The organism is Halodurantibacterium flavum, from assembly GCF_042681825.1.
In the GTDB taxonomy this organism is placed as follows: Bacteria; Pseudomonadota; Alphaproteobacteria; order Rhodobacterales; family Rhodobacteraceae; genus Halodurantibacterium; species Halodurantibacterium flavum.
The window spans coordinates 378,052-394,870 of the sequence record NZ_JBHUGH010000002.1 but is presented as its reverse complement, the minus strand read 5'-3'; the positions used below and the strand labels follow the sequence as shown (position 1 = coordinate 394,870).

Genomic DNA, 16,819 nt, shown 5'->3' with positions numbered 1-16,819 from the left:
TGCCCGCTGCCGACACCTCACCAAGGGGTGCGGCCATCCGGCTCAACAAAAAGGCCGCTGCCATCGGGATGAAGCGCGTAATGCACGGGCAGCCGCGCACCTTCCTCCGGGGTCATCGTGCCATAGCCGGTCAGGTCCGTCCTGACAAAGCCGGGACTGACCGAGTTGACCTTGATGCCGCTGTCTTTCAGCACCTCGTGCAGTTGCACCGTCAGCATGTTCAGCGCCGCCTTTGACGCATTATAGCCGATGAACCGCTGCGCGTAATAGGTCGATCCCGGATCGCCGTTCAGCGCCAGCGAGCCGAGCGAACTGGCAAGGTTCACGATCCGCCCGGCCGACGCCTTGCGCAACAGCGGCAGCATCGCTTGCGTCACGGCAAGGGCACCGATGAAGTTCACCTCGATCACCCGGCGCACCGCCGCGATGGATGCCGCGCCCGGCGCGCCGTCACCCGGATCGAATATCCCGGCGTTGTTCACAAGGATGTCGAGCCGCCCGTGCCGCGCCTCGATCAGCGCTGCGGCGGTGGCAAGCGTTGCGTGATCGTCCAGATCCAGCCTGATCCATTCGGCGCCGAGCCCCTGTGCCGCCAGCCCGGCGGCGGCGGCCGTCCCGCGCGCCTCATCCCGGGCGCCGATCAGGACGTGAACGCCCGCCTGCGCCAACTGCCTTGCGATGGCAAGTCCGATCCCCTTGTTGGCGCCGGTGACCAGCGCAATTCTCTCTTCCGTCATGCGATCTTCCTTTCGCCTCTGCTCCACCCTAAAAATATGAGGGATGCTTCAGCTTTTGGATTCGCATATGCCCCTCCCCGTGCCTCCTGCCCTGAAGCCCAGGAAAACCCCGGCCCAACGCCGCGCGCGCGTGACCGTGGACGCGATTTACGAGGCCACGATTCAGGTTTTGCTGCGCGACGGAATGGCGGGTCTGACCACCACCCGCGTGGCCGCGCGCGCGGGTGTTTCGGTCGGCACGCTCTATCAGTATTTCCCGCACAAACAGGCGCTGATCCATGCACTGAACGCGCGCTATCTCGACCTGCTCGCCTCGCGGGTCGAGGACGTCGCGGCAGCACAGGCTGGCCAGCCGATCGCGCAGATGGTCGGCGCGCTGATCGACACTTACTGGCAGGCCAAGACCGACCGGGCCGAGGTGACACGCGCGCTCTACCGTTCGGTGGTCGAACTGGACAACGAGGCGCTGCTGCAAGGCTTCGCCGCCCGGGTCGATGCCGCGACGACAGCGATGCTGGCGACCGCGCCGGACGTGTCTATTGCCGACGCGGCGGCGGTCAACCTCACCCTGACCTCGGTCATCTACGGCACTGTCCGCAACGCGTTCGAGCGCGGGCTGTCGCCCGGCGAAACCGATACCCTGCGCCGGAGCCTGCACGCCATGTGCCGCGCCTATCTGGAAACGCTGCCTCAGCGGGTTCCATAGAGGCTGGCCAGCCGCGCAAGCCGGATCTGCAGGCCGGGAAGGGGCGCGGCCTGCAGCGCCTGTCCGTTGACGTGCGAGAGATCGCCGGCGTCAACGCGTCGCGATCGCCCGGTCATAAGCCGACACCAGCGCGCGGGCTTTTCCCCGTACCTGGTCGGGCGTATCGCCGGGGCGGTATGCGGCGGTGCCAAGGCCAAAGGTCGTCACCCCGACACGAACATAATCGCCCATGTTATCCGGCGTGACGCCGCCCACCGCACCCGCCACGCAACCCTTGGGCAGCACGGCCATCAGCGCGGCAATGCCTGCCGGCCCGACCACCGAGGCGGGAAAGAACTTGAGCCCGCTCGCGCCCGCGTCCAGCGCGTCGAACGCCTCGGTCGGGGTCAGGACGCCGGGCATCGTCACCATCCCGCGCGAGATCGCATGAGCAATGACGGCAGGTCGAACGTTGGGGCTGACCATCAACCGCCCGCCCTGATCGGCGACCTGATCGACATCGGACACCGACAGCATCGTCCCGCCCCCGATCAGCGCATGATCGCCATGCAAACGCACCATCGTGCCGATACTATCCAGCGGATCGGGGGAATTCAGCGGCACCTCGAGCGCCTCGAAACCTTCCTCTACCAATACATCGGCAATCGCCCCCGCTTCGGGCGGGGTAATGCCGCGCAGGATCGCGATAAGACCGCGTTTCATCCCGGGCCAGAAGATCGTCTTTTGCATGTCAGAGGCTCCAGATTTTGCGTGCGGCGGCCAGAAGGCCCCTGCGCGTGGCAAGTTCGGCATCGGCAAGCTGCGGGTCCAGTTTCGCGCGCCTCATCGCCGAGAGATAGAGCGCCCCCAGGCCCTGCTGGCCCAGAAGCGTCAGGTCTCCTGCGCCGATCTGCGGCAGCATCCGGGCAATTTCGCTGCCGATTACCAGACCGGACAGACGGGCGCGGGAAGTTTCACCTTGTCCGAACCCCAGCAGGGCACCGGCGCGGATCGGAAACAGCGCCTCGACCAGACATCCGGGATCATCCAGCGCCTGATCGACCCCCTCCAGAAAGTCCGGATCATCCGGGGCATGCTGGTCACGCGCGGGCAGGCTCAGCCGCAGGATGCTGTGCTGCGTCAGCAGGTGATAGAGTTCGCCGGTCATGAAGCTTTTGAAATCGGTGACCGCGCCACCCTCCAGCACGGCCCATTTGCAATGCGTGCCGGGCATGCAGACCAAGCCGTTATATCCCGCAAGCGCAAGGCCCAGAAGCTGGGTTTCCTCGCCGCGCATCACATCGGGGCGGTGGGGGTTGCGCCGGGCGAGCCCGGGCAGGATGCGGATATCCCGCTTCCCGGCTTGTTCGGGCGGCAGGCGCAGCGCGGCAGCGGCGATCGCGCCGACCGGGGCGGGCAGATCGGCATAGGGCGCCTCGGCCCAGCCCTGCCGCGCCCCTGCCATGCCGCAGATCAACACGGGCCAGTCCGGCGGGGCGGAAACCTGTTCCAGATAGCGGCTCAGAACCGGGGCAAAACCCGCCTCGAGGCAATGTGCCATGCCCTCGGGGCCGCGCGCCTCGGCAATGGCCGTGCCGTCCGGCCGCATCAGCCAGAGACGGAAACTCGACGTGCCCCAGTCAACTGCGATGAGCCCGGTCATGCGTATCGCCTCATGCCGGGGTCATCACCCATGGCCTTCATCACGAAAACCCATCTGCCAGAGGTCATGAGAACCGCCCCACCGGTGATTTTCCGATGTGTGACAATCCCACGGGGCGGATGCAGCACAAACGCCCCGCCGCGCATCGCTGCCGGATCGGGCAGAGAGGCCCGCCCGCCAGGCACCTCTTTTGCAACGTAGCCCGTCTCCATCGCTTTCCCGTTCACCGTTCACCCGCGCGTACAGGACGCACCTTCCATCATCGGCATAGGCGAAAACCAACGGGTCGACCAGATACTCCGGCCGATCACGCGCGGCGCCATCGCAAGGACCCCCGGAACCTCTTCCCGAAGGAAGCTGTGGTAGCCGGGCTTGTCGAACACGGGCAAGCGGCCCGCCTCCGGCTTGGCGACCGGGCGACAGAAACGAGGCCAACGCCTGCATGTGATCCGACCGCCGCGCGCACCTTGACCGCGGCAGGCCGAAAACCGGGGCGCCCGGGCGCGATGAATGTCATCCGCGGCCTTGACCGGCGTCTCCAACCCCCCGCTCCATCTGCCGCCGGGTGCGCGCCGTTCGACAGGATCGCGAGCATCCCGAAGGCCGCGAAGGCCCCGGCGAAGGCGCCCATCGACAGTGACAACCCACCCGCACCGATGCCCAGAACGATGACGGAAACCCCCCCGGCCGTCGAGGCCCGGGTCGACACGCCCAGCACGAAAGGCGCCATCCAGCCCGCCGTTGCGGGAATCGCCGCGACCCTCGGGGTCGTGCTGATCCTTGGCCCGTTCTTCACGCAAGGGCGCACGCCAGCTCCGCCGCTGTGACAGGCAGATCACGCCATTTACGCCGCTCATTGCCTCAAAATACAGCAATATAAAGCTGGTTTATAATACAACAATCAACACAAAGCTGTTTTATACTTCCCCCCACCCCTCTCCGCGTGGTTGGCATCCCCCATGGCGCAAGACCATTCACAACAGGAGAGACCCATGTTCACCGCCCTTTTCCGGGGTTGCGCGACGCTTGCCCTTGCGGTCGCTGCGACACTGCCCGCCCAGGCCCAGATCGCCGAGATCAAGCCCGCCTATCGCACCGCGCTTGACGGGACATTCGCCCCCCATGCGATGCCCAGCCTTACGGGCGGGGTCGAGGGCTTCAACGTCGATCTGGCCGCGCTGATCGCCGACCGGCTGGGCGCGGAGATGCAGCTCGATGCGGCGCAGTTTTCGGGGCTGATCCCCGCGTTGCAGGCCGGCACCTATGACTTCCTGATGGCCCCGGTCACCGTGAACGAAGAACGGGCGGCGAACCTCCTGTTCACCGAGGGCTTCATGGACACGAACTTTGCCTTCGTGGTTCCCGCCGGATCCGAGCCGCGCGACACGCTCGACGATTTCCGCGGGCTGACCATCGCCGTCAACCGCGGTTCGGCCTATCACACCTATCTTGACGATCTGGCCGGGGAATATGGCTGGACGGTCGTGCCCTTCGGCACCAATACCGACGCGGTCGAGGCCGTGGCAACGGGCCGGGCCGATGCGAACCTTGCGGGCGCCACCGTCGCCGCCTGGGCCGCGCTGCAGAATCCCGCCATCGACCTGTCCCATGAAATCGAGACCGGCCTTGTCTGGGCGCTGGCCTTCCGCCAGGACGATGTGGAAACGCGCAACCTGATCGACCAGGTTCTGGAATGCCTCAAGACCGACGGGTCGATGGCCGAACTGTCCGAACGCTGGTTCGGCGTCACCCCGCCCGAAGGCGCCACCATCGTCACGCCGACGCCGGGCTATGGCGTCCCCGGTTTCGCCGGCTATCAGGAAAGCGCGCACGAGCCGTCCTGCAGCTTTGGCTGACCCTGCCCCTGCCCCGTCCGGCGCTGCCGGGCGGGTATCTCCCCTTGCCTCCGGACGTGAATGACCATGCCCCGCCCCATGCTTGAAATCGTCGGACTTGAAAAGAAATTCGGCGACACGCAGGTCCTGCGCAACATCGACCTGCGGGTCCGCGAGGGGGAACTGGTCTTTGTCATCGGCCCCTCCGGCTCGGGCAAATCCACCATGCTGCGCTGCTGCAACCGGCTGGAGGAACCCACCTCCGGCGCAATCCTGATCGACGGGATGGACATCGTCGGCTGCAACCCGCGGACGCTGAACCGGATGCGGCTGAAGGTCGGCATGGTCTTTCAGGGCTTCCACCTTTATTCGCACATGAACGCGGTCAGGAACGTGATGCTGGCGCAGGTCAAGGCGCTGGGGCGCAGCCGCGACGAGGCGCGGGAACGGGCGCTCGAAATGCTCGACCGCGTCGGGCTGCGCCACCGGGCCGAGGCGATGCCGTCCGAGCTTTCGGGCGGCCAGCAGCAGCGCGTGGCGATTGCCCGGGCGTTGGCGCTCGACCCCAAGGTGATGCTGTTCGACGAACCGACCTCGGCGCTCGACCCGGAACTGGTCGGATCGGTGCTCGCCGTGATGAAGGATCTGAAGGCAAGCGGCATGACGATGCTGGTCGTCAGCCACGAGATGGGCTTTGCCCGCGAGGCGGCGGATCGCGTCGTCTTCATGGATGGCGGCGTCGTGGTCGAGGAAGGCGCACCCGAGGCGATCTTTTCCAACCCGCAGGCCGAACGCACCCGCGCCTTTCTTGCGCGCGTCCGGGGCTAGGCCATGGACGGTCTGCAGCGCTTCATCGACACCTTCTTCAACCGCGCGGTCTTTGCGCGCTATCTGCCCGACATGCTGGCGGGGGTCTGGAACACGATCTGGCTGGCGGCGGCGGTCATCGCGCTGGGTGTGGCACTGGGGCTGATGCTCGCCTGCCTGCGGGCCTACGGGAACCGGGCGCTGAACCTCCTGATCGTGATCTTTGCCGATCTGGGCCGCGCCCTGCCGCCCTTGGTCATCATCCTCATCATGTATTTCGGCCTGCCGGGGCTCGGCATCCGCCTGTCGGGGCCGCTGGTGCTGATCCTCGTGCTGGGGCTGGTGCTGGCCGCCTTCACCGAGGAAATCTTCTGGGCAGGCCTCACCTCGATCCCCAAGGGCCAGTGGGAGGCCGGGCGCGCCACGGGCCTTGGCTTTACCCGGACGCTGATCTTCATCGCCCTGCCGCAGGCGGTGCAGATGGCCATTCCGCCGGTCGTCAACCGGGTACTTGCGATATCCAAGATGACGGCGCTCGGCTCCGTCATCGGCGTGTCGGAAATCCTGTCGGTCGCCTCGACCGCACAGAGCTTTTCCGGCTCGGCCGCACCGCTGACGATGGGGGCCATCGCCTATGTCATCGTGTTCCTGCCGCTGGTCGTGCTGACCCGGCTGCTGGAACGCCGCTTTGCCTGGAGGGTCTAGGGGATGGACGATTTCATCCGGCTCTTTCTCAACATCGATGTGATGATGCGCATCTGGCCGCTCTTGATGTCGGGGCTGTGGATGACGCTCAGGCTTTGCGCCGTGGTGCTGGGGCTCGGGCTGGTGGGCGGGCTCTTTCTGGCGCTGGCGGCAATGTCGCCCAGGGCGTGGCTGCGCTGGCCGGCCTTCGCGGTGATCGACCTTCTGCGCGCGATGCCGCCCCTCGTGCTTTTGATCTTCATCTATTCCGGCCTGCCCTTTGCCGGGCTCGACATCACGCCCTTCGCGGCGGTGGCGGTGGCGTTCTTCCTGAACAACTCCGCCTATTACGCCGAGATATACCGGGCCGGCATCCGGTCCGTGCCCGCGGGACAGGCCGAGGCCGCGCGCGCCTCGGGCCTTGGTGCTGCGCAGACGATGGCCCATGTGGTGCTGCCGCAGGCGGTGCGCAACGTGCTGCCGGACCTCCTGTCGAACGCGGTCGAGGTGGTCAAGCTCACCTCGCTCGCCTCGGTCGTGTCGCTGGGCGAACTGCTTTACTCGGCCAACATGGCCCGGTCGCTGACCTACAATTCCTCGCCGCTGGTGCTGGCCGCGCTGATCTATCTGGCCTTCCTGTGGCCGATGGTCCGGCTGGTCAGCCGCTATCAGCGCAAGCTGGCGGTGTGACGCGAAACCCCGAAAGACCCTACCAAGGAAAGAAAAGACATGCGCAAGATGATCGTTGGCGGGGCCCAGATGGGCCCGATCCAGAAGGCCGACACCCGCGAGGCCGTGGTGGCCCGCATGATGGCCCTGATGACCGAGGCCCATGGCCGCGGCGTCACGATGCTCGTTTACCCGGAACTGGCGCTGACCACCTTTTTCCCCCGCTGGTATGCCAAGGACCGGGCCGAGATGGATATCTGGTTCGAGACGGAAATGCCCAATGGCGCGACGCAGCCGCTGTTCGATCTGGCGCGGGAGCTGGGCATCGCCTTTACCTTCGGATTTGCGGAACTGACCCCCGACGGGCATCATTTCAACACCTCGATCCTGACCGACCGCGCGGGCAACATCGTCGGCCGTTATCGCAAGATCCACCTGCCGGGCCATGACGAATACGACCCGGACCGCACGCATCAGCACCTTGAAAAGCGCTATTTCGAACCCGGCGATCTGGGCTTCAACGTCTGGCGCAACGAAGGCGTCGTGATGGGCATGGCGATCTGCAACGACCGGCGCTGGCCCGAGACCTATCGCGAACTGGGGCTGCAGGGGGTCGAACTGATCACCATCGGCTACAACACCCCTTCCGTGAACAGCCAGAAGGGGGACGAGGGCCTGCGCCAGCGCCTTTTCCATTCCGATCTGTCGATGCAGGCGGGGGCCTATCAGAACTCGACCTATGTCGTGGGCGTGGCAAAGGCCGGGACCGAGGACGGCCATCACCTGATGGGCGGCTCGGTCATCGTCGATCCGGACGGCGAGATCATCGCCCGCGCCATGACCGAAGACGACGAGCTGATCGCCGCCGAATGCGATTTCGACCGCTGCACCTTCGGCAAGACGACCGTGTTCGACTTTGCGCGCCACCGCCGGATCGAGCACTATCAGCGCATCGGCAGCCAGACCGGCATCAAGGTCGAGGTCTGAGGGGGGGAACGGGCATGGAATTCGATACCGTCATTCACGGCGGCACGATCGTCACGCCGCAGGAAAGCTGGGTGGGCGATATCGGCATCCGGGCGGGGCGCATCGCGGCCCTGGCCGAGCGCATCCCCGGCGGCGACCGGCGGATCGACGCGAGCGGGCGGCTGGTGCTGCCCGGCGGGATCGAGGCCCATGCCCATATCGCGCAGGAAAGCTCCGCGGGGCTGATGACCGCGGATGACTATTACAGCGGCTCGGTCTCGGCGGCCTTTGGCGGCAATTCAAGCTTCATTCCCTTTGCCGCCCAGCAGCGCGGCCAGTCGGTCGATGACGTCATTGCCACCTATGACGGCCGTGCCGCGCCCAATTCGGTGCTGGATTATTCCTATCACCTCATCATCTCGGACCCCCGCCCCGAGGTCCTGTCGGACGAACTGCCCCGCGCCTTTGCCCGGGGGATCACGTCCTTCAAGGTCTTCATGACCTATGACCTGATGAACCTCGGTGATCGGGGGATGCTCGATATCCTGGCCGTGGCACGGCAGCACGGCGCGCTGACCATGGTCCATGCCGAAAACAACGACATGATCAAATGGATGAACGCGCGGCTGGCGGCGGCGGGGCTGACGGCGCCGAAATACCACGCCATCTCTCGCCCCGCGATTGCCGAGGCCGAGGCGATCAACCGTGCCATCGCGCTCGCGCGGCTGGTGGGCGCGGGGCTCTTCATCGTCCATGTCTCGACGCCCGAGGGGGCGGAACTGGTGGCCCGCGCCCGCGCCGATGGCCTGCCCGTCCATGCCGAGACCTGCCCGCAATACCTCGCGCTGACCCGCGCCGATCTGGACCGTCCGGGGATGGAGGGGGCGAAATACATCTGTTCGCCCCCGCTGCGGGATGAGGCCACGCAAAAGGCGCTCTGGCGTCATGCGCGCACCGGCACCTTCGACAGCGTGTCCTCGGACCACGCACCCTACCGGTTCGACGAGACCGGCAAGTTCGCCAAGGGGGCGGATGCGCCCTATCCCGCGATCGCGAACGGGATGCCGGGGATCGCCGCGCGCCTGCCCTATCTTTTCTCGGAAGGGGTGGTCGCGGGCCGGATCACGCTGGGACAGTTCGTGGCGCTTTCGTCGACCAATGCGGCGCGGGTCTTCGGTATGGACCGCAAGGGCGCGATCCTGCCGGGCATGGATGCCGATATCGCCATCTGGGACCCCGAGGAAACCCGCACCGTCACCGCCGCCGACCAGCATGACGCGATGGACTACACCCCGTTCGAGGGGATGCGCCTGACCGGCTGGCCGGTTCATGTGCTGAACCGGGGCGAAACCATCGTCGAGGGCGGCGAGCTGAAGGCCGCGCGTGGCCGTGGCCAGTTTGTCGCCCGCCAGCCCTATCGCATCGGGCCGCAGGCGCCCACCGTGCCGGAACTCGACCCGGCGCAGAATTTCGGCGCGGATATCTGGCCATGAAGCGCATCCTCGTCATCAACCCGAATTCGTCCGGGGCCGTGACCGACAGCCTGACCGAGGCGCTTGCAGGCCTTGCGGGCGCGCGATTCGACTGCATCCGCATCCCCGAAAGCCCCGCCACCATCATGACCGAAGAGGATGTCGCCCGCGCAGGGATCCGGGTCGCAGAAACGATCGCCGCCGATCCGGGGGCGGATGCCTATGTCATCGCCTGCTTTTCCGATCCCGGCCTCGACCTCGCGCGCAGCCTGACCGCAAAGCCTGTCATCGGCATACAGGAGGCCGGCATCCTGACCGCGATGGCGCGGGCCGACCGTTTCGGGATCGTAGCGCTGGGGCCGGCCTCGGTCGCGCGGCACATGCGGCGGATGCGCGCCATGGGGGTGATCGGGCGGCTGGCGGCGGAGCTCGATCTGGGCGGCGTCAGCGCCGAGGATGCGGGCCGGTCCGACGCCGTCTATGCCCGCACGCTGGAGGTCGGGCGGCGGTTGCGCGACATGGGGGCGGGGGCGCTGGTGCCCGGCTGCGCAGGCTTTGCCCCGCGCCGGGCGCAGCTGGAACGCGACCTGGGGATCGCGGTGATCGACCCGGTGCAGGCGGCGGCGGCCATCGCGCTGGGGGCGATCCTCGCGTGACAGGCTCACCCACCGACATCTCGCTGCGCCTGCTGGAGATCTTTGCCGCGATGATGCGCAACGGCACCACGGTCGAGGCAGCGGCGGCGCTCGGCGTCTCGCAGCCGGCGGTGTCGGCGGGGCTGAAACAGCTTGAAACCCAGCTTGGCATCGTGCTGTTCGAACGCACCTCGCGCCGGATGATGCCCACCGCCGAGGCCGAGGCGCTTTTCGCCGAGATCCGGCCCATGTTCTCGATGCTGCAGGGCTTTACCCAGACCGCGCGCGATATCCGGCAGGGGCTGCGCGGCCGGCTGCGGATCATCGCGACCCCGCCCATCGGCCACACGCTCGCACCGCGCGCGTTGCGCAGCTTTCTGCGCGAACGGCCGGGTGTGTCGGTGGCCTTTGACGTGCGGCGGCTGGAACATGTGCTGGATGCGGTCCATAGCGGCAGCGCCGATCTGGGCGTCGCGATCACGATGGACCGCCCGCCCTCGCTCAATACCGAGGTGCTGCACGAAACGCATATGGTGGCGCTCGTCCCCACCGAGAGCGACCTTGCCCGGCAGAGCCAGATCCGGGCCGGCGATCTGGACGGCCGCCCCTTCATCGGGATGGAGGTGGACAGCAAGCTCGGCAGCCTCGTGCGGTCCGCCTTCGTGCAGGACGGGGTCGGCTATCTGCCGCATATCGAGGTGCGTTATGTCTCGACCGCGGCGGAACTGGCGAACCACGGGCTGGGCAATGCGGTGGTCGACCCGTTCACGGCGCATTTCCACGCCCGCCCGCAGATCGCGATCCGCCCCTTCCTGCCCGCCTGCCCGATCCGGGTGGTGCTGCTGACGCGGCGGGGCGTGCCGCGCAGCGAACTGGCCCATGCCTTTGTCGCGGCGCTGCGGCCGCTTCTTGCCCGGAACCTCCACCGAGTTCATGAATGACCGAAAGGCCGCCGATGTCGATCGACCTGACCGCCCTGCCGCCCGCGATCCGCTACAAGCTGCTGACGGCCATCGTCCTGCCCCGCCCGGTCGCCTGGGTCACGACGATCAGCACGGCGGGCGTGGTGAATGCCGCGCCCTATTCGTTCTTCAACCTCTTTGGCAAGGACCCGGCGCTGGTGGTGCTGGGGCTGGAACATCACGCCGACGGGCGCCTCAAGGACACGACCCGCAACATCCGCGACACGGGCGAGTTTGTCATCAACCTCGTGTCCGAGGATCTGGTCGGGCCGATGGTGCGCTCGGCCGCGCCCGCCGGGCCGGACCTGTCGGAACCTGCGGCGCTGGGGCTCGACCTTGCGCCATCCGCCCATGTGCGCCCGCCGCGCCTCGCCGCCGCACCCGCCGCGATCGAATGCCGGCGCACGGTCGCGCTCGGGTTTTCGGCGGAACGTGAAATCCTGATCGGCGAGGCGCTGGGGCTTGCCTGCCGCGACGGGCTGATCGACCGCGAACGCTGGCATGTGAACTGGGGCGGCGATTATCCCGTCGCGCGGCTTTTCGCAGACCGCTATGCACGGCTGGTCGAGATCGAGCGCCACACGATCCCCCAAAGCCTTTGACCCGGTTGCCTGTAACTGCCGTTCAACCCACAGAAGCTCAGCCCACGGCCATGACGTCGTAATCCGGCGTGCCGGACCAGATCAGGTCCCAGGATGCGCCGGGGCGGACGTTCTGGATCGCGCCGGGATCAAAGCAGACCAGACAGTTGCCCCCCGCGGGCGCCCGCACGGACGGATAGATCAACCCGCGCGAACCCTCGCGGCGCAGGTGCTGCGCAAGGCTTTGCCCCTCGGGGTAGCCGATCTCGGGTTCGGGGTTCAGCGCCGGGTGCCCCGGTTCGTCGGTGATGTCATCGAATTCGCCGATGAAATCGGCGAGCAGTTCGACATAGCGCGCGCTGTCATGGAACGACCCGGTATAGCCCAGTTCCCGCGTGCGGTGCCAGGCGACCTCGGCGATGGAAACCATGCCGTTCCAGGCGCAATACCAGGCGCCGCGCTCCTCCGGGTTGAAGCGGTTGCCGCCGCGTCTCGTATAGGTGAAGGCCGCGTTGACATGGGTGTCGCCATAGATGCGCAGGTCGCGGTTGCGCCGCCGCCAGGCCAGCTCCCTCGGGTCGAAATGCGGGTTCCGTCCCCGTTCCGCCAAAAGCCGCGCGCTGGTCAGCCCCTCGATTGCGGCAAGGATTTCCAGTTCCTCCTCGGTATCGACCAGACCACGCAGCGCCGGCGGCTTGTGATAGGTCGCGGGCAGCAGGCGCACGAGGCCCCGGTCGGACACTTCCGTCCGCCTCATGCACCACCGCGCAGCGCGTCGAGATAGGTGCGGATGGCGAGGATTTGGGGAAGCCCCCCCTCGATTGCGGTATCGACCGGCCGGCTGCCACCGAACAGCGGCCCGCTGTTCGGCCGCGTGAACCAGCCCCGGGCCAGCGGTTCCGCGAAATAGAGTTCGAGCGACTTGTATATGCCTATCACCGCGCTCAGCCGCAAAAGCTGATCCTTGGTCAACTCGCCGGCGAAACCCGGCTTTCTGGCGCGTTTCCAGGTGCTTTCGGACATGTCGGCCAGGGCCGCAGCCTCGCGCAGGCCAAGGCCCCATGCCTCGGCCACCCGCGCATAGGCCTTGAGCGCCACGGCGGTGATCTGGACAGGGTCGCGTGTTTTCTGGGCCAGGTGCATTTAAAATCTCCGTTGGCCAAGAATTAGTCCATATGATCCATATGTAAAGATCAAATGGACTTAATTCGTATGATCAACAGAGATCCGGAGCGGTTTTTTGGGCCCGGACCGTTAAACCGGGGCAATAGCGACGCGGGCCGCCTTTGAAAGCGGCCCGCGCCCCGGTTTTACCAGCGGTGACGCAGGGTCGCCTTGACGATCCGCCCGTCGCCGTAGAAGGCCGCCGAATTGGTAAAGTTGTAGGAGGCCACATATTCCCGGTCAAAGAGGTTCGACACATTCACGGCAAGCTCGGTATTTTCGCCCAAGGGAACGCTCGTCATCGCGTCAAAGACGACCGCCGACCCGATCCGAACCGCGTTCGTGTCGTCCGAATAGCGGCTGCCCAAAAGGCGCGCGCCCCCGCCCAGACGGATGCCGTCAAAGGCGCCGCCCTCCAGCGTGTAATCGGCCCAGACGGATGCCGTATGTTCCGGCGTCAGGATCGGGCGGCGGCCGTCATTGTCGCCGCCGACGATCTTCGCATCCCAATAGGCATAGGCAAAGTTCAGGTTCAGCCGGTCGTTCATGGCCATGCGGCCCTCGATTTCCAGCCCCTGCACGTCGATCTGCCCGATCTGCCAGAAGGCCGGGACACCACCCACCACGTCATAACGCGGCACGTTGGTCTGGCTCAGGTCGAAAATCGCGGCCGAGATCAGGGCGTCGCTGCCCTCGGGGCGGTATTTCACGCCGATCTCATACTGGGTGCCTTCGGTCGGGCGCAGGCTTTCGCCGGTGAGGCCGGTATAGCCGACGCTGACGGGATCGAAGGATTCCGAATAATTGGCGTAGAACGCGAGATCCGGCGTCGCCTTGTAGGTCAGCCCGATCCGGCCCGTGGTGGCGGTCTGACGGTCGGACACGCCGGCGGCCGTGTCGGTTTCCACACGGTCATGGCGCAGGCCCAGCGTCAGGATCCACTGGTCGCGGAAGGTCAGTTCCTCTTGCGCATAAAGGCCCAGCGTTTCCTGCGTCATGTCGGTGATCGTGTCGCCGGTATGAACCAGGCAGGCGGGGGCGCAATAGACGGGGCGGTCGATATCGACCGAGCCGACGGTATAGGCGCCCTGCACCTCGTAAAGGTCGTCCGAGACATATTCGACGCCGAGCAGGCTGCGGCTGTCGATATCGCCAAAGCTCGTGTCGAACTGAAGCTGGTTATCGACCGCAAACCGCCTGACATTGCCGTCGATGGAATAGGCCGCCCGCTGCGCCTCTGACCCCACCACGTCCGAGATATAGACCTGTTCCAGCCCGAAATCGAATTCCGACCAGCGCAGGTTCTGCCGGAAGCTGAGCCCCTGACCGAAATCGTGGCTGAATTCATAGCCGATGCTGCGTTCGTCGCGGTCGAGCCGGTTGAAGGACGGCTCGCCGAAATAGGTTTCGCGCGAGGCCCGCGACCCGATGGGCGTGCTGTTCCCCGCATTCCCCTCGATCCGGTAGATATTCCCCAGAAGCGTGAGCGAGGTGCGGTCGCCGGGCTTCCAGGTCAGGGCAACGGCGCCATAGCGGCGGTCATCGTTCAGGTAATCGCCCTGGTTCTGGCCGTCCTGCCATTTGCCGGTGATGCGGTAGGTCCATTCGCCGTTCTCGTCCAACGGCGCGCCCATGTCGAAGCCAAGCTCCGCGTGGCTGTCGCCGACGGTCGAATAGACCTCGCCAAAGGGGTCGTTCTGGGGCCGCTTGGTGATGACGTTCACCAGCCCGCCGGGGGCGTTGAGGCCAAAGAGGGTCGAGGTCGAGCCCTTGAGCACCTCGATCCGCTGAACCGAATAGGGCTCGATCCGCCCGCCGGTAAAGTTGAAGGTCCGCAGCGGCAGCCCGTCGCGATAGGTGCCGGTGCCGTTCTGCAGAAAGCCCCGGATGCGGAAGAAGTCATAGCGGTTGTCGGACCCGTATTCGTCAACCGACACGCTGGCCGTATAGGCCAGGGCCGAGGTCAGCGTTTCGGGCGCCCGGGTTTCCAGTTCGCGCGCAGTGACGACCGAGACCTGGGCGGGGACGTCGATCACCTCGTTCACGGTTTTCGAGCCGGTGGCGGTATAGCCCGCGACGATCGAGCTGTCCTCATCCATCACCGAGGCGCCGTGCAGCACCAGCGTACCCAGAAGCTGCGGCGTCTCCGGCGTCTCTTGCGCACGGGTTTCCTGCGCCTCTTGCGCAAGGGCCGCACCGGTATGGATCAGCGCGGTGCCCGACAAAAGGATCGCGAGCGCGCGCGTCACGGGCGCACGGGAGAACGGAGAAAACAGGGCGGGCCGGCCGCGGCCAGCGGGATGCGTTGCCATCGGGCACTCCTTGATCGGGGGAATGGCTGGCGGCATCTGCGGCTGGCTTTGGCGCCTGTTTAGGACCGGCGGCGGGATCAGGCAACCCTGCCCGCCCCGGGGGCGGAATGCGTGTCACTGCGGCAACAGGGTCAGCCGCCAGCGCAGCACGTCCACCGCGACAAAGACGATCAGGCTTACCCCAGCGCGGGCATCGCCCCGCCCGCGGCCAGCGCGTCCGATCAGGCCAACGCCGCCGCGACCACATCCGCGATGGGCGTCGTCGGGCGCCCCAGCAGGCGCGACAGCGCACTGCTGTCGTCGGCCATCCAGCCATCCCTCGCCTGCACATCCGCATCGACCAGAACGGCGGCAAAGCCCGCAGGCAGACCCGCCGCCACCAGCGCCGCCTGATACTCCTCGGGCGAGAGATCGCGATAGGGAAGGTCGCGCCCCGACTGGCGCTGCGCCTCGGCCGCAAGATCCGCAAGCGTATAGGTCTCATCCCCCGCGAGTTCCAGAACCGCCCCGGCAAGCGCCCCGTCGGCGGCGGCGATGGCCAGCGCCTGCCCCAGATCGGCCCGCGTCGCGGTGTTGAACGGCGCCTGCCCCGCCGCCCCGATCAGCGCCCCCGCGCCAAGCGCCGCCGGCAGCGTCGCGGCCCGGTTCTCGGAATACCAGTTGTTGCGCAGAATGGTGGTGGCGATGCCCGCCCCCGCAAGGATCTCTTCGGTCGCGCGGTGATCGCTCGCGATCATCAGGGGCGAGCGGTCCCCCTTGAGAATCGAGGTATAGACGATCCGGCCCACGCCCGCCGCCTTTGCCGCCTCGATCACGTTGCGATGCTGATCGACCCGCCCCGCCAGATCGCCCGAGGAGATGAGTGCCAGCGTTTCAACCCCGTCCAGCCCGGCGATCAGCATGTCCGGCCGCGTATAGTCAAAGGGCCGCGCCGTGACGCCAAGATCGGCGAGTTTTGCCGGGTCGCGGGCCAGCGCCACGACCTGCGACGGATCGACGAGCGTTTTCAGATGCGTGACAGCGATGCGGCCAAGCTGGCCGCTGGCGGCGGAGACTGCGATTGTCATGGGATATTCCTTTTCCGGCGTTGCATGTTGACGCCTCAGACTTAACGGGTCACTTATGAAAAGGAAGTACCGACATTTTTGTAAGTATGAGGGAATGTCCAGATGGACACCGCCAGCAGCCAGACGACGTCCGTTCTGACGCAGCCCCAGTTCGTGGCCGATGTGCTTGACGAAAGATGTCCGTCGCGCAGCGTGCTCAGCCATGTGACAAGCCGCTGGGGCGCGCTGATCATGATCGCGCTGCACGACGACGGCAAACTGCGGTTCAGCGCGCTGCGGCGACGGATCGGTGGGGTTTCGGAACGGATGCTGACCCAGTCGCTGCGGCTCCTGGAAGAGGACGGGCTGCTGACCCGCGAGGCGCATAGGGTCGTGCCGCCGCATGTGGATTATGACCTGACGCCCCTGGGCCGAGAGGTGGCCGAGAGGCTCCGTGCGCTTGCCATGTGCCTTGAGCGGAACACGCACCACTTTGTCGCGGCCCGGCAGAACGCGCGCTAGCACGCTGCCCCGGTCAACCCGCCGGAACCTGGCAGAGCGGCGGGCGCGGGTGCCCCGTCTCGCTATGGGTCATGCCCTC

19 protein-coding genes are annotated in these 16,819 nt (G+C 66.5%); 12 read left to right on the top strand and 7 right to left on the bottom strand.

Going from position 1 to position 16,819, the window contains the following annotated elements; translation table 11 throughout:
• Nucleotides 1-17: 17 nt before the first annotated feature.
• On the bottom strand, nucleotides 18-737 hold the full coding sequence (locus ACFSGJ_RS03540) for an SDR family NAD(P)-dependent oxidoreductase (protein WP_390259545.1): 720 nt from the start codon (nucleotides 735-737) through the stop codon (nucleotides 18-20).
• Nucleotides 738-804: 67 nt separating this feature from the next.
• Between ACFSGJ_RS03540 and ACFSGJ_RS03535 the strand changes: the two genes are divergently transcribed.
• Nucleotides 805-1,443, top strand: coding sequence for a TetR/AcrR family transcriptional regulator (locus tag ACFSGJ_RS03535; protein ID WP_390259543.1), 639 nt, complete (start codon nucleotides 805-807; stop codon nucleotides 1,441-1,443).
• Nucleotides 1,444-1,533: 90 nt separating this feature from the next.
• On the opposite strand, the gene ACFSGJ_RS03530 is transcribed toward ACFSGJ_RS03535, so the two are convergent.
• Both ACFSGJ_RS03530 and ACFSGJ_RS03525 read right to left on the bottom strand, forming a co-directional pair.
• Nucleotides 1,534-2,172, bottom strand: coding sequence for a 2-dehydro-3-deoxy-6-phosphogalactonate aldolase (locus tag ACFSGJ_RS03530; protein ID WP_390259541.1), 639 nt, complete (start codon nucleotides 2,170-2,172; stop codon nucleotides 1,534-1,536).
• 1 nt (nucleotide 2,173) lies between these two features.
• A complete protein-coding gene (locus ACFSGJ_RS03525; RefSeq protein ID WP_390259539.1) occupies nucleotides 2,174-3,085 on the bottom strand; it encodes a 2-dehydro-3-deoxygalactonokinase in 912 nt (303 codons plus the stop codon).
• Between the two features lie 668 nt (nucleotides 3,086-3,753).
• Between ACFSGJ_RS03525 and ACFSGJ_RS03520 the strand changes: the two genes are divergently transcribed.
• The 10 genes from ACFSGJ_RS03520 to ACFSGJ_RS03475 all read left to right on the top strand — a co-directional run bounded on the left by ACFSGJ_RS03520 (nucleotide 3,754) and on the right by ACFSGJ_RS03475 (nucleotide 11,717).
• Nucleotides 3,754-3,912, top strand: a complete 159-nt coding sequence (locus ACFSGJ_RS03520; RefSeq protein WP_390259537.1) for a hypothetical protein — start codon at nucleotides 3,754-3,756, stop codon at nucleotides 3,910-3,912.
• A 165-nt stretch (nucleotides 3,913-4,077) separates the two neighbouring features.
• Nucleotides 4,078-4,941: a transporter substrate-binding domain-containing protein gene (locus ACFSGJ_RS03515; RefSeq protein WP_390259535.1), complete on the top strand. Its 864-nt coding sequence runs from the start codon at nucleotides 4,078-4,080 to the stop codon at nucleotides 4,939-4,941.
• Between the two features lie 66 nt (nucleotides 4,942-5,007).
• Nucleotides 5,008-5,748 carry an amino acid ABC transporter ATP-binding protein gene (locus ACFSGJ_RS03510; protein ID WP_390259622.1) on the top strand — a complete coding sequence of 247 codons (741 nt, stop codon included), beginning with the start codon at nucleotides 5,008-5,010 and terminating at the stop codon, nucleotides 5,746-5,748.
• Nucleotides 5,749-5,751: 3 nt separating this feature from the next.
• Entirely contained in the window at nucleotides 5,752-6,432 is a 681-nt protein-coding gene (locus ACFSGJ_RS03505) for an amino acid ABC transporter permease (RefSeq protein WP_390259533.1), read from the top strand.
• A 3-nt stretch (nucleotides 6,433-6,435) separates the two neighbouring features.
• Nucleotides 6,436-7,101 (top strand): amino acid ABC transporter permease, encoded by a 666-nt coding sequence (locus tag ACFSGJ_RS03500; RefSeq protein WP_390259531.1) that lies wholly within the window; start codon nucleotides 6,436-6,438, stop codon nucleotides 7,099-7,101.
• Between the two features lie 39 nt (nucleotides 7,102-7,140).
• The gene (locus tag ACFSGJ_RS03495; RefSeq protein WP_390259529.1) at nucleotides 7,141-8,067 is read left to right on the top strand and encodes an N-carbamoyl-D-amino-acid hydrolase; all 927 of its coding nucleotides are present in this window, start codon (nucleotides 7,141-7,143) and stop codon (nucleotides 8,065-8,067) included.
• Nucleotides 8,068-8,081: 14 nt separating this feature from the next.
• Entirely contained in the window at nucleotides 8,082-9,539 is a 1,458-nt protein-coding gene (gene hydA / locus ACFSGJ_RS03490; protein ID WP_390259527.1) for a dihydropyrimidinase, read from the top strand.
• Nucleotides 9,536-10,174 (top strand): aspartate/glutamate racemase family protein, encoded by a 639-nt coding sequence (locus ACFSGJ_RS03485; RefSeq protein WP_390259525.1) that lies wholly within the window; start codon nucleotides 9,536-9,538, stop codon nucleotides 10,172-10,174. Before hydA ends, ACFSGJ_RS03485 begins: the two co-directional genes overlap by 4 nt.
• Nucleotides 10,171-11,094, top strand: a complete 924-nt coding sequence (locus ACFSGJ_RS03480) for a LysR substrate-binding domain-containing protein (RefSeq protein WP_390259523.1) — start codon at nucleotides 10,171-10,173, stop codon at nucleotides 11,092-11,094. The genes ACFSGJ_RS03485 and ACFSGJ_RS03480 overlap by 4 nt, the downstream gene beginning before the upstream one ends.
• Nucleotides 11,091-11,717 carry a flavin reductase family protein gene (locus ACFSGJ_RS03475; RefSeq protein WP_390259521.1) on the top strand — a complete coding sequence of 209 codons (627 nt, stop codon included), beginning with the start codon at nucleotides 11,091-11,093 and terminating at the stop codon, nucleotides 11,715-11,717. Before ACFSGJ_RS03480 ends, ACFSGJ_RS03475 begins: the two co-directional genes overlap by 4 nt.
• A gap of 37 nt (nucleotides 11,718-11,754) precedes the next feature.
• Here the strand turns inward: ACFSGJ_RS03475 and ACFSGJ_RS03470 are convergent, their stop codons facing one another.
• The 4 genes from ACFSGJ_RS03470 to ACFSGJ_RS03455 all read right to left on the bottom strand — a co-directional run bounded on the left by ACFSGJ_RS03470 (nucleotide 11,755) and on the right by ACFSGJ_RS03455 (nucleotide 16,239).
• A complete protein-coding gene (locus tag ACFSGJ_RS03470) occupies nucleotides 11,755-12,453 on the bottom strand; it encodes an RES family NAD+ phosphorylase (protein ID WP_390259519.1) in 699 nt (232 codons plus the stop codon).
• Nucleotides 12,450-12,839, bottom strand: coding sequence for an antitoxin Xre-like helix-turn-helix domain-containing protein (locus ACFSGJ_RS03465; protein WP_390259517.1), 390 nt, complete (start codon nucleotides 12,837-12,839; stop codon nucleotides 12,450-12,452). Before ACFSGJ_RS03465 ends, ACFSGJ_RS03470 begins: the two co-directional genes overlap by 4 nt.
• 167 nt (nucleotides 12,840-13,006) lie before the next feature.
• A complete protein-coding gene (locus ACFSGJ_RS03460) occupies nucleotides 13,007-15,172 on the bottom strand; it encodes a TonB-dependent siderophore receptor (protein WP_390259515.1) in 2,166 nt (721 codons plus the stop codon).
• A 221-nt stretch (nucleotides 15,173-15,393) separates the two neighbouring features.
• A complete protein-coding gene (locus ACFSGJ_RS03455) occupies nucleotides 15,394-16,239 on the bottom strand; it encodes an NAD(P)H-binding protein (protein WP_390259513.1) in 846 nt (281 codons plus the stop codon).
• 102 nt (nucleotides 16,240-16,341) lie between these two features.
• Here ACFSGJ_RS03455 and ACFSGJ_RS03450 point away from each other — a divergent pair, with 102 nt between their 5' ends.
• Nucleotides 16,342-16,740 carry a winged helix-turn-helix transcriptional regulator gene (locus ACFSGJ_RS03450; RefSeq protein WP_390259511.1) on the top strand — a complete coding sequence of 133 codons (399 nt, stop codon included), beginning with the start codon at nucleotides 16,342-16,344 and terminating at the stop codon, nucleotides 16,738-16,740.
• The last annotated feature ends 79 nt before the right edge of the window (nucleotides 16,741-16,819 follow it).

Coding starts and splice junctions, on each gene's coding strand:
- ACFSGJ_RS03535 (WP_390259543.1), top strand. CDS start 805: ATGCCCCTCCCCGTGCCTCCTGCCCTGAAGCCCAGGAAAACCCCGGCC.
- hydA (WP_390259527.1), top strand. CDS start 8,082: ATGGAATTCGATACCGTCATTCACGGCGGCACGATCGTCACGCCGCAG.
- ACFSGJ_RS03455 (WP_390259513.1), bottom strand. CDS start 16,239: ATGACAATCGCAGTCTCCGCCGCCAGCGGCCAGCTTGGCCGCATCGCT.
- ACFSGJ_RS03540 (WP_390259545.1), bottom strand. CDS start 737: ATGACGGAAGAGAGAATTGCGCTGGTCACCGGCGCCAACAAGGGGATC.
- ACFSGJ_RS03515 (WP_390259535.1), top strand. CDS start 4,078: ATGTTCACCGCCCTTTTCCGGGGTTGCGCGACGCTTGCCCTTGCGGTC.
- ACFSGJ_RS03465 (WP_390259517.1), bottom strand. CDS start 12,839: ATGCACCTGGCCCAGAAAACACGCGACCCTGTCCAGATCACCGCCGTG.
- ACFSGJ_RS03525 (WP_390259539.1), bottom strand. CDS start 3,085: ATGACCGGGCTCATCGCAGTTGACTGGGGCACGTCGAGTTTCCGTCTC.
- ACFSGJ_RS03475 (WP_390259521.1), top strand. CDS start 11,091: ATGACCGAAAGGCCGCCGATGTCGATCGACCTGACCGCCCTGCCGCCC.
- ACFSGJ_RS03520 (WP_390259537.1), top strand. CDS start 3,754: ATGACGGAAACCCCCCCGGCCGTCGAGGCCCGGGTCGACACGCCCAGC.
- ACFSGJ_RS03510 (WP_390259622.1), top strand. CDS start 5,008: ATGCCCCGCCCCATGCTTGAAATCGTCGGACTTGAAAAGAAATTCGGC.
- ACFSGJ_RS03505 (WP_390259533.1), top strand. CDS start 5,752: ATGGACGGTCTGCAGCGCTTCATCGACACCTTCTTCAACCGCGCGGTC.
- ACFSGJ_RS03450 (WP_390259511.1), top strand. CDS start 16,342: ATGGACACCGCCAGCAGCCAGACGACGTCCGTTCTGACGCAGCCCCAG.
- ACFSGJ_RS03485 (WP_390259525.1), top strand. CDS start 9,536: ATGAAGCGCATCCTCGTCATCAACCCGAATTCGTCCGGGGCCGTGACC.
- ACFSGJ_RS03460 (WP_390259515.1), bottom strand. CDS start 15,172: ATGGCAACGCATCCCGCTGGCCGCGGCCGGCCCGCCCTGTTTTCTCCG.
- ACFSGJ_RS03495 (WP_390259529.1), top strand. CDS start 7,141: ATGCGCAAGATGATCGTTGGCGGGGCCCAGATGGGCCCGATCCAGAAG.
- ACFSGJ_RS03500 (WP_390259531.1), top strand. CDS start 6,436: ATGGACGATTTCATCCGGCTCTTTCTCAACATCGATGTGATGATGCGC.
- ACFSGJ_RS03470 (WP_390259519.1), bottom strand. CDS start 12,453: ATGAGGCGGACGGAAGTGTCCGACCGGGGCCTCGTGCGCCTGCTGCCC.
- ACFSGJ_RS03530 (WP_390259541.1), bottom strand. CDS start 2,172: ATGCAAAAGACGATCTTCTGGCCCGGGATGAAACGCGGTCTTATCGCG.